Raw genomic sequence first — 10,129 nt, forward strand, 5'->3', positions numbered from 1 at the left:
AACGGCTAGTTGGCATGAAGCATGCATGTGTCTGTCCTGCACCCTCGCCGGGCATAGGTTCCGCAGGAAGCGGGCTGAGGCGGGTTTCAGGGGCCGGCCGCGCGCCGGCGAGGGGTAGCACCGATTGGCCAGTTCGGCAATCCGATGCCCCTTGGACAGGGCAGAGGGAGGATCTGGCACCCGGCGGTCCTCAGGAACAGGGGGAATCCAGGATGACCATGTGCCGGGTGCCAGAAACTTTTCAACTCATGAACGAGCGGCAGCGATTGCCGCTCGTTGCGTATGCGCGATGCCGAACGCCAATCTTGAGGTATCGGCGATGAACCTCGTATGACCTTCGAACGCAACCTTTTAAGCCTACTAGACGTTATCGGCACTTTACGACGCAGAGCGTCAACTTGCCATAGGAAAAAAGGTCACAGGCAGGCCATGGCAGGCATTCAGTGCGATTGGCACGCTTGATGCATGTAGCTCCATATCCAAGACAACGCGATAAACAGGGGTACCACCATGCTTAGCAACGAACAGCGCATCAACGACTCTCAGGCACTGCATCACGATTTGCGGATCGAAATGGGCCGCGTCGAACTGGCCATGGAAACCCTGGCACTGCAGTCCGGCGAGGATGCCTCCCTGCGCCAGCAGCGTCTGGAGACCCGCATGTCCAAGTTGCAGGAAGCCCTGCGCCGTCTTCCGGCCTGATCCGTCCCCGGTGGTCCGCGCCGCTGGTTCAACGGTTCCGGGCATGCAATCACCTTGGCGCAGCGCGGAAGCTTGCAAATCAGCTGGGCATCCGACTACCCGAGGGGTTGAACCATAAAAAAGCCATTCCGGCAAGGGAATGGCTTTTTTGATGGTTCAGGTGCTCAAGACCAGGGTTACGCTACGGGCCTGGGCCGGTAAATCAATGTCGACGCCAGTTTTGCCTCTTCCGGGACGGTGGCGGGTTGTCGCGTGGATCATGCCGGGGCTGGTTTGATGATGATGGGCGCGCACGGGGCTGGGGTTGCGGCGCAGCCTGTGGGCGCCGTGCAAAGTTGGGCGACGGCTGCCACGAACGATTGACCCGGGGATTGTCGTAAGGACGGCGGGTGGCGTCTTCCCGGCGATAGCGATCCTGTGGCCTGTTGTGGAATCGGTCGGCGGCCGGGTCGCTCAGCCGTTCGTGTCCCGTGTAGCGCTCATGATCGCGATGGTCACCTCGCGCATCATGCTCCCGGTAGTCTCCGTCTCGTCCATGCTCGTAATACACATGAGTGGAGACCGGCCCCCAGTAGCCATAGGGAGCGCCGTAACCGTAACCGTCGACGTAGCCATTACCGTAGTCGTATGGATATCCGTTGTAGTAGCCCTGAATGCGGTTCGCAGTGTAGCCGGAGTGCTGGTAATAATAGCCATCGGCACCACCGCTGTAGTGGTAGGCGGGCGTCAGGACGCAGCCACTGAGCATGGCAAGCAGGGCAGGCAGTGCAAGGACGGAACGCATTTTCATGAGCGGTACCTCGTGCATGCGCGACCGGGGTCGCATTCGCGTACATACGAATCTAATGCGGCGATGGTTAATGCAGCATGCACAAGGTCTCAGCCTTCCAGTGCGCGATGCAGGATGTCGTTCAGGTCAACGGAAAGTTCCGGTGAGGCGGCCAGTGCCGCGAGCGCGGCGTGCGCGGCTTCCCGGCGAACAGGTTCCAGCCGCTGCCAGCCGTTGAAGGCTCCGGCAAGACGCGCGGCCACTTGCGGATTGAGTGCGTCCAGTTGCGCCAGTTTTTCGGTCAACAGCAGATAACCTGCGCCGTCGGTACGATGGAAGCCACTCGGGTTCATGCGCGCATAGCTGCCCAGCAGGGCGTTGACACGATTCGGGTTGCGCAGGGTGAAGATCGGATCCTGGAGCAGCCCGCGCACCCGCTGAAGTGCCGCTCCACCCGGCACTTCAGCCTGCACAGCGAACCATTTGTCCAGCGCAAGCGGCAGGTGTTGGTGACGCTTGCGGAACGACGCCAGGGCCGCTTCGCCGGCATCGCTGCCCAGCAGGACACGCAGGGCATTGAGCCGATCCGTCATGTTGCCGGCCTGCCGGAACAGCATCTGGGCCCGGTCCATGGCACGCGTGGAATCCACCATGGTCAGCAGTTCCAGCACCTGACGCTTGAGACGACGGCGGGCCTGTGACAGCGCATCCAGCGAGTCATCGGCTACGGACTGCAGGGCATCAAGCCGCTGCAGCAGGCGCCCGGCACCGATACGTCCAGCCAGAGCGCTAAGCAGATGTTGGCGGCTGGCGTGGATGGTGTCGGGATCGACCTGCTCGATACGCTCGGACAGTTCGATTTCACCGGCGGGGTTCAGCAACTCTGCCAGCAGCGCCGGATCCATGGATGCATCGTCAAACAGGTCGGACAGAACTTCGGTCCAGACGTCCAGGGCCGGATTGTCCGATACGCCCGAATGGGCGCTATCGAAGGCACATGCAGCCAGTTGTTGTCCGGCGGCCCAGCGGTCGTAGCCGGAAGGGTCCGAGCGCAGCAGGATGGCCAGATCGCTCGGTGGCAGGTCATGATCCAACTGTACCGGTGCCGAAAAACCGCGCAACAGTGAGGCGACTGGTGCTTCGGCAAGGTCTTCGAATATGAAGCTGCGCTCGACGGTGTCGAGGATCAGCACGCGGTCGTTTTCGCCGGGTGTGGCGTCGGTATCGAGGCGCAAAGGCAGGGTTTTCCCTTGCCGGTCGAACAGGGCCATGCGTACCGGTATCGGCAAGGGCTGCTTGTCCTTCTGTCCCGGTGTGGCAGGGGTATGTTGGCGCAGGGTCAGCACGTACTGCCGCTTTGCGGCATCCCAGGTGCCTTTGGCGTGCAGGCGTGGCGTGCCGGCCTGACCGTACCAGGCCAGGTACGGCATCAAGTCCATGTCGTTGGCGTTGCCGAGCGCGGCGAGGAAATCCTCCAGGGTGGCTGCTTCTCCGTCATGCCGCTCGAAATACAGGTCCATGCCGCGGCGGAAGCCTTCCTCGCCGAGACGGCCCGCCAGCATGCGCACCAGCTCGGCACCTTTTTCGTACACGGTCGCGGTGTAGAAATTGTTGATCTCGCGGTACGCATTCGGACGCACGGGATGGGCCAGTGGTCCGGCATCCTCGGTGAACTGCCTGCGCTTGAGCAGGGCAATGTCCTCGATGCGCTTGATCGGTGGTGAGTTCATCTCGGCCGAGAAGCTCTGCTCGCGGAATACCGTAAGGCCTTCCTTCAGGCTGAGCTGGAACCAGTCGCGGCAGGTGACGCGGTTGCCGCTCCAGTTGTGGAAGTACTCATGGGCGACGACGGCCTCGACATGACGGTATTCATCGTCCGTGCTCATGTCCGGGTCGGCCAGCAGGTACTTGGCGTTGAAAATGTTCAGTCCCTTGTTTTCCATCGCTCCCATGTTGAAGTCCTGGGTTGCCACGACGTGGAACACGTCCAGGTCGTAGTTGCGGCCATAGGTGCGTTCGTCCCAGCGCATGGCGCGTTCCAGCGCGTCCATGGCGTAGCCGCACTGGCCAATGGCATCGGGTTCCGCCCACAGGTGCAGCATCACGGCGCGGCCTTCGGCGGTGGTGTAGGGACGGCTGATCCGTTCCAGGCGTCCGGCCACAAGCGCGAACAGGTAGCTGGGTTTGGGGTGTGGATCGACGAAGCGGGCCCAGTGACGGCCATCATCCAGTTCGCCGGAACCGTCCGGATTGCCTCCGGCCAGAAGCACCGGGAAGCGCTCGCGATCCGCACGCAGGGTGACCGTGAAGCGGGTCAGTACGTCCGGACGGTCAGGGAAAAAGGTGATGTGGCGAAAACCCTCGGCCTCGCACTGCGTCAGCAGGAACCCCGCCTCGCTGGATCCGGACAGGTACAGGCCCTCAAACGCGGTATTGGCCGACGGGTGCACGCGAACCAGTGTTTCCAGCACACTGCCGTCGCCTGCACCCTCGACCACAAGCTCGGCCGACTCCGGATCGTAGGCGGTGACGGCAAGGGCCGTGCCGTCGAGTTTCAGCTCCAGCAGCTCCAGCGCCTCGCCGTCCAGACGCAAAGGCGTGTCTTGCCCGCCATGCAGGACCATGCGGGCATGTACGAGCGTACTTTCAATGCCCAGATCGAACGCCATCTCCAGTTCGGAGACCCGCCAGGCGGGTTTCTGGTACTCGTCCAGACGGATGGGGATGGTGGTTGTAGCTTCGCGCATAAAAACCCCAAGTTGCGGGAATGTAGGGGGAAACAGAGGTAAAAGGTACCATGGGCTCCCCTGATAGATGCTGACCACCGGTTATGAATGCAAGTGTGAGCGAGACTCCGGAGCCCGTGGTGGCGCTACCCGATATCCACGCCATCCGCGCCGCAGCTGCGCGTATTGCGGGTCATGCACGGGTGACTCCGGTCATGCGCAGTGATGCCCTGGACGCTCTGACCGGCGCGCGTTTGCACTTCAAGTGCGAGCATCTCCAGCGCGGAGGAGCGTTCAAGTTCAGGGGCGCCTGCAATGCGGTCTGGTCGCTGCGTGAGGATGAAGTTGAACGCGGAGTTGTGACCCACAGTTCCGGGAACCATGGCCTTGCGCTGGCATTGGCCTCGGCCACCCGCGGCATGCAGGCACACATCGTGATACCCGAGGGCGCGGTACGCTCCAAGGTCGAAGCGATCGAAGCGGTCGGTGCCCGCATCCATCGCTGTGCACCGACACAGGCTGCACGGGATGCGATGGCCGCTCGAATCCGGGTACAGACCGGAGCCCTGCTGGTGCATCCGTATGCCGATACCAGGGTCATCGCCGGCCAGGGAACGCTGGCGCTGGAACTGTTGGGCAATACCCCTTTGCTGGACGTGTTGCTGACGCCTGTGGGCGGTGGCGGTCTGGCCGCTGGGGTGGCGATCGCCGCGCACGCGCTGGTTCCGGGTATGGCCATGGTGGCCGCCGAGCCGGCCGGTGCCGATGATGCAGCGCGCTCCCTGGCGGCGGGTCGGCGCATCACCGATGTCGTGCCCGACACCTGTTGCGATGGTCTGCGTGCAACCATCGGCGCGCCCAACCTCGAGGCCTTGCAGCGGCATCGCACGCAGGTGTTGATCGTCGATGACGCGCAGACGATCAAGGCGATGCGCCTGTTGTGGCAACACCTCAAGCAGGTCGTGGAGCCCTCCAGCGCTACGGTCCTGGCTGCCGTGATCGCATATCCGCAGGTCTTTGCCGGCCGCCGCATCGGTGTGGTCCTGACCGGCGGCAACATCGATATGGATGCCCTGTCCTGGGGACATGCCGCCCGGGACTGAGTCGAAACCGCCACATTCGACGCGGACCCGAGTCGGGATGCATCCAGACCCTGTCCCATTGCGTAAGTGGGAGTGAATGATCCGAGGCTGCACCCGGATCGTGCACAGAGTGCGTGTTGGTCAACCTCCGGTTTGCCTTCAGACGCGCAACTCATGTTTAAAAAAAACAGGGATCCAACCATGCATTATCATCATTACAACCTCGAGCTCGTGGTGCTTTCGTACATCGTTTCGGTACTGGGCTCGTTCACTGCGCTCAAGCTGATTGCCGGTCTTTCGCATGCCAGCAATGCGCGGCAGCGGAGCATGACGCTGGTCACTGCCAGTGGCGTGATGGGCGTTGGTGCCATCTGGGCCATGCATTTCATCGCCATGCTGGCCTGCCGCATGCCGGTGCCGGTCACCTATGACGCCACGCTCACCGCGGTATCGGCATTGGTCGCGGTCGTGGCTTGCCTGATCGGCCTGTCACTCACTTCGCGCGGCGATCACTCCATGCTCACCCTGGTGACCTCGGGCACATACATGGGCATAGGTGTGGCGGCCATGCATTACCTGGGGATGTACGCCATGCGCATGCCCGCGGCGACGGTCTACGACGGCGGGACCGCGGCCTTGTCGGTGGTGATCGCCATCCTGGCCTCGATTGCCGCCTTGTGGATCGGTTCCAAGCGGCGCGGCACCCTGCAGACCCTGGTCGGTTCGCTGATCATGGGAGTCGGGGTTTGCGGCATGCACTACATGGGCATGGCCGCCGCCAAGTTCGTGCCCGGTCAGATTGGCGCGACGGCGATCCGGCGGGGTGATCTGGGCGGACAATATCTGGGCCTGATCATTTTCGGTGTGGTCTTCACCCTGCTGGTGCTGGTGCTGTTGGATTCCATTCGTCGCCAGCGCACATTTGCCACCGGTTTGTAAGCCTGGCCCGCGCCGGGTTTGTCAGGTCCGGCGGGCAACGCAATCAAGCGTCGGCCGCCGCTGCATCCCGCTTTTTTCCGATGCCGCTGACCGCTAGCAATCCACAGGCGATCAGCGCGATGCCGATGCTTTCCCACAGGTCGGGTCGCTCATGCAGGATGACCCAGGCCATCAGCACCGCGGTCACCGGAACGGCCAGGCTGGACAGGCCGGCGACCGTGGTCGGCAGCCGCTGCACCACGAACAGCCACAGCAGCCAGGCCAGGCTGGACGCCATGACCACGCTGTAGGTCAGGCCTGCGATGAATGCAGGCGTCCAGTCGATCGTGCGCGAGGGCACCAGCAGGGCCACAACGCCCAGTGCCAACGCGCCGATCAGCATCTGCCAGGCGGTGAATACCAGCGGTCCGGGGGCATGACGCTCGAACATGCGCTTGCTGAGCACGGTGCCCAGGGCCCAGCAGATACCACCGCCCACAGCCAGCAGTGCGCTGTGCAGGCTGCCCAATCCGTTCCAGGGCTCCAGTACGAACAACAGGCCCGCCGCAGCCAGTGCCAGTCCAAGCCATTGCCGTGATGTAGGGCGTTCGGACAGCAGCAGCCAGGCGATCAGCACCACCCAGAACGGCATGGTGTAGGCCAGCAGCGACACATGTCCCGCCCCGCCGCTGGTCAGCGCCAGCTGTGCCAGCGCCTGGAAACCGGTGGTTTGCGTGAGGCCGATCAGCACGGTCAGCAGCAGCGGCGGCGGATGCAGCGACTTGCGCTGGATCGCCAGTACCGCAAACAGGACCGCTGCGCCGCCGAGATAGCGCAGCGCGGCAAAATCGAATGGCCCTGCGTAGCGCAGGACCTGTTTCATGACGATCCAGCTGTAGGCCCAGACCAGCACCAGGGCGAGCAGGGCAAACAGGGCTTGGCGGCGGGCATGCGAAGGATTCATCGCCCTAGCGTACAGGTTCGAGTCAAGGGCTCGCGATATCCTGAGGGCCCAAGGAACGACCGGAGTCGAACATGCAACGCTGCCCCTGGGCCGCCCAGAGCGAAATCGAACGGGACTACCACGATCACGAATGGGGCGTGCCGCTGCACGATGATCGCAAGCTGTTCGAGTTCCTGTGTCTGGAGGGTGCACAGGCCGGTCTGTCGTGGCGCACGGTGCTGCAGAAGCGGGCGCGCTACCGGCAGGTGTTTCATGAATTCGGGATCGCGAAAGTCGCCGCCATGACCGACCGTGATCTGCAAAGGCGGCTCGAGGATCCGGGCATCATCCGCAATCGCATGAAGGTGCATGCCTTTCGCGACAATGCGCGCGTGGCCCTGGCGGTGATCGACGCCTACGGCAGCCTGGACCAATATTTCTGGTCGTTCGTCGACGGATCGCCGGCGCTCAACCGCTGGCAGGATTCCAGCCAGGTTCCGGCTACCACGCCGGTTTCCGAGCACATGAGCAAGATCCTGAAAAATCGTGGTTTCCGTTTCGTCGGGCCGACCATCTGCTATGCCTTCATGCAGGCCACCGGCATGGTCAACGACCACCTCACCGGCTGTTTCCGCCATCGCCAGGTGGCGTGTGAGTCCTCCTGACCGTCGGACTCAGCGTCGACGCGAACCGCGCAGCTGGTCCAGCGAAAAGCTGGCCACCTCGCCGCCACCGGCGGTGCGTCGTGGCTGGCCGGTCGGCGGCCCCCATGCGTGCGCGGTGACCACTTCCCAGGTCGCCGGGATGCGTCCGTCAACGCGCATCTTCTCGTACTGCTCGAGCATGCGCCGCCAGCGCGCCTTGCCGGTCAGCCCACGCGTCCGGGCTTGATCGGCATGGGTTGCGCCCAGACCCTTCAGGTCACGTGCCAATGCCGCCGGTTCGGCATAGGTAAGGGTGTAATGATCCACATCCAGCACCGGGTCGCGCAGGCCTGCGGCAAGCATCGCGTCGCCCAGGTCGTGCATGTCCAGGAAGCGTCCCACGTGCGAATCCTGATCGGTTTCGGCCCAGGCTGCACGAAGTTCACGCAGGGTGTCCGGGCCAAAAGTGGACAGCGCCAGAAAGCCTCCCGGCTTCAGTACGCGTACGCATTCGGCAAACAGCGCGGCGAGGTCGTCGCACCACTGGATGCATAAATTCGAGTGCAGCATGTCGACCGTGTGGTCGGCCAGCGGCAGCCGGGTCGCCTCGCCGGCCACGCGCTGGAAGCGGCGACGCCACCGGCTGTGCCTGCGCGCCTGTTGCAGCATCGGCACGGCGAGATCCATGGCGATCACCTGCGCCTTCGGGTAGCGCTGTTTCAGCAAGGCGCTCCCGCGTCCGGTGCCGGCACCCAGGTCAAGCACGCGCTGCGGCGATTCCAGGCAGAAGTCCAGGCGTTCGAGCAGCACGCTCTGTACCTCGCGTTGCAGCACGTCGTGCTGTTCATAGGTCTGCGCGGCGCGGCCAAAGGCGCGGCGGATGTGCGCCTGGTTGAGCTGGAAGCCACTCATGGGTTGCACCTTGCAAGCCACGGATCAAGCGCGTCGATCACGGCATCGGTGAAGCCCAGGAACGCGGCATGGCCGGCATGCCGGATGCAGGTGTGGGTGCCTCCGCACTGCCCTGCCGCCCATTCCATGCCGGCGGCCGGCACCAGACGGTCCCGGCCTCCGGCGATCCAGACGCTGGGTTGTGTGAGGTCGGGCATCCGCGGGCGCAGGTCAGTGTGGTCGAGCAGCTCCAGGCCCTGTTTGAGCACGCGCTTGTCCGGTTCGCCAAAGCTGAACACGTCCTTGCGCAAGTGGCGGATCTCGTCACGTGCATGCGAGCTGCCCATGGCCTCCAGGGCCAGAAAGCGGTCCAGGGTCTTGCGGTAATCAACATCCAGGTCGGTGCCGAATTGTTCGAAGACGTCTTTTTCCACTCCGTGCGGCCAGTCCGGGCCGCGCACGAAGCACGGGGAACTGGACACCATCGCCAGGCCGGTGATCCGGTCGGGATAATCAAGCGCGGCAGTGAGTGCGATCAGGCCGCCCATGGACCAGCCCAACCAGGCCGCCGGCGGCGTGGCGTCAACAATTGCGCGTGCGCAGGCGGAGGCTTCCAGGGGCACCGCGCAGTCGCGCGAATGGCCATGGCCGGGCAGGTCGACCACATGCAGTGTGCACCTGGCTTCCAGTTGCTGGCACAGCGGCTCGAATATCGCGCCATGCATGGCCCAGCCATGCAGCAGGACCAGGTGGGTATCACCGTGGCCGCGGGTTTTAATGTACAGATCTGACATGGATTCGATGCTGAATGGGGGATGGATGTCGAGCGCAAACCTGGGTCATGCCCGTCCGTCGGATATAGAGGCGGAGCTTGCATGCGGCAAGCGGGACAGGGTGTCGAGCAGGTGGTCGATGTCCTGGTCCCGGTGTCCGGCCGAAAGGGTGATGCGCAGTCGCGACTGACCCCGGGGCACGGTCGGTGGTCGGATCGCGGGGATTAGAAACCCCGCCGTTTCCAGCACCTGCGCGTCGCGTATGGCGGCTTCGGCATCGGCCAGCAGCAGCGGCTGGATCGGTGTATCCGAAGGCATCAGCGTGAGACCCAGTTGCGCGGCGCCCTTGCGGAATCGAGCGATGTGCCCGCGCAGGATCTCGCGCCGGTCATCGGCGGCGCGGGCGATGCGCACAGCCGCGGATGTGGCCGCGGCCAGGGCCGGTGGCATCGCGGTGGTGTAGATGTAACTGCGCGCGAATTGCACCAGGCCCTCGATCAAGTCGGCCGGTCCGGCGACAAAGGCACCGGCGCACCCAAGGGCCTTGCCCAGCGTGCCCATGAGCACCGGCACCTGCGACTGGGACAGGCCGGCTGCCGCGATACTTCCGGCGCCCTGCGGTCCGAGCACGCCGAGGCCATGGGCGTCGTCGACCATGAGTGTGGCCTGCTGGCGCGCGCA

General features: G+C 64.0%; 10 protein-coding genes. 4 read left to right on the plus strand and 6 right to left on the minus strand.

Features of this window, described 5'->3' with window-relative positions:
* Positions 1-510: 510 nt before the first annotated feature.
* Positions 511-702, plus strand: coding sequence for a hypothetical protein (locus PF446_RS13300; RefSeq protein WP_298072395.1), 192 nt, complete (start codon positions 511-513; stop codon positions 700-702).
* A 202-nt stretch (positions 703-904) separates the two neighbouring features.
* Here PF446_RS13300 and PF446_RS13305 read toward each other — a convergent pair whose 3' ends face one another.
* Positions 905-1,492: a hypothetical protein gene (locus tag PF446_RS13305; RefSeq protein ID WP_298072397.1), complete on the minus strand. Its 588-nt coding sequence runs from the start codon at positions 1,490-1,492 to the stop codon at positions 905-907.
* 89 nt (positions 1,493-1,581) lie between these two features.
* Positions 1,582-4,218 carry an aminopeptidase N gene (gene pepN, locus PF446_RS13310; protein ID WP_298072399.1) on the minus strand — a complete coding sequence of 879 codons (2,637 nt, stop codon included), beginning with the start codon at positions 4,216-4,218 and terminating at the stop codon, positions 1,582-1,584.
* A gap of 83 nt (positions 4,219-4,301) precedes the next feature.
* On the opposite strand from pepN, the gene PF446_RS13315 reads away from it, so the two are divergent.
* The gene (locus PF446_RS13315; protein WP_298072400.1) at positions 4,302-5,300 is read left to right on the plus strand and encodes a pyridoxal-phosphate dependent enzyme; all 999 of its coding nucleotides are present in this window, start codon (positions 4,302-4,304) and stop codon (positions 5,298-5,300) included.
* Between the two features lie 180 nt (positions 5,301-5,480).
* Positions 5,481-6,218, plus strand: a complete 738-nt coding sequence (locus PF446_RS13320; RefSeq protein WP_298072402.1) for an MHYT domain-containing protein — start codon at positions 5,481-5,483, stop codon at positions 6,216-6,218.
* A 43-nt stretch (positions 6,219-6,261) separates the two neighbouring features.
* On the opposite strand, the gene PF446_RS13325 is transcribed toward PF446_RS13320, so the two are convergent.
* Positions 6,262-7,161 (minus strand): EamA family transporter, encoded by a 900-nt coding sequence (locus PF446_RS13325; protein ID WP_298072404.1) that lies wholly within the window; start codon positions 7,159-7,161, stop codon positions 6,262-6,264.
* A gap of 71 nt (positions 7,162-7,232) precedes the next feature.
* Here PF446_RS13325 and PF446_RS13330 point away from each other — a divergent pair, with 71 nt between their 5' ends.
* Positions 7,233-7,805: a DNA-3-methyladenine glycosylase I gene (locus PF446_RS13330; protein WP_298072406.1), complete on the plus strand. Its 573-nt coding sequence runs from the start codon at positions 7,233-7,235 to the stop codon at positions 7,803-7,805.
* A gap of 9 nt (positions 7,806-7,814) precedes the next feature.
* Here PF446_RS13330 and bioC read toward each other — a convergent pair whose 3' ends face one another.
* The 3 genes from bioC to PF446_RS13345 all read right to left on the minus strand — a co-directional run.
* Positions 7,815-8,696, minus strand: coding sequence for a malonyl-ACP O-methyltransferase BioC (bioC, locus tag PF446_RS13335; RefSeq protein WP_298072408.1), 882 nt, complete (start codon positions 8,694-8,696; stop codon positions 7,815-7,817).
* Positions 8,693-9,469, minus strand: a complete 777-nt coding sequence (bioH, locus tag PF446_RS13340) for a pimeloyl-ACP methyl ester esterase BioH (RefSeq protein ID WP_298072410.1) — start codon at positions 9,467-9,469, stop codon at positions 8,693-8,695. The genes bioC and bioH overlap by 4 nt, the downstream gene beginning before the upstream one ends.
* Positions 9,470-9,514: 45 nt before the next feature.
* On the minus strand, positions 9,515-10,129 hold a 615-nt coding region (locus tag PF446_RS13345), incomplete at its 5' end, for an aminotransferase class I/II-fold pyridoxal phosphate-dependent enzyme (RefSeq protein ID WP_298072412.1).

It is taken from the genome of Oleiagrimonas sp. (assembly GCF_027858935.1).
Classification (GTDB): Bacteria; Pseudomonadota; Gammaproteobacteria; order Xanthomonadales; family Rhodanobacteraceae; genus Oleiagrimonas.

Excerpts from the sequence above, each read along its gene's own strand:
- PF446_RS13300 (WP_298072395.1), top strand. The coding sequence starts at position 511 with ATGCTTAGCAACGAACAGCGCATCAACGACTCTCAGGCACTGCATCAC.
- PF446_RS13305 (WP_298072397.1), bottom strand. The coding sequence starts at position 1,492 with ATGAAAATGCGTTCCGTCCTTGCACTGCCTGCCCTGCTTGCCATGCTC.
- pepN (WP_298072399.1), bottom strand. The coding sequence starts at position 4,218 with ATGCGCGAAGCTACAACCACCATCCCCATCCGTCTGGACGAGTACCAG.
- PF446_RS13315 (WP_298072400.1), top strand. The coding sequence starts at position 4,302 with ATGAATGCAAGTGTGAGCGAGACTCCGGAGCCCGTGGTGGCGCTACCC.
- PF446_RS13320 (WP_298072402.1), top strand. The coding sequence starts at position 5,481 with ATGCATTATCATCATTACAACCTCGAGCTCGTGGTGCTTTCGTACATC.
- PF446_RS13325 (WP_298072404.1), bottom strand. The coding sequence starts at position 7,161 with ATGAATCCTTCGCATGCCCGCCGCCAAGCCCTGTTTGCCCTGCTCGCC.
- PF446_RS13330 (WP_298072406.1), top strand. The coding sequence starts at position 7,233 with ATGCAACGCTGCCCCTGGGCCGCCCAGAGCGAAATCGAACGGGACTAC.
- bioC (WP_298072408.1), bottom strand. The coding sequence starts at position 8,696 with ATGAGTGGCTTCCAGCTCAACCAGGCGCACATCCGCCGCGCCTTTGGC.
- bioH (WP_298072410.1), bottom strand. The coding sequence starts at position 9,469 with ATGTCAGATCTGTACATTAAAACCCGCGGCCACGGTGATACCCACCTG.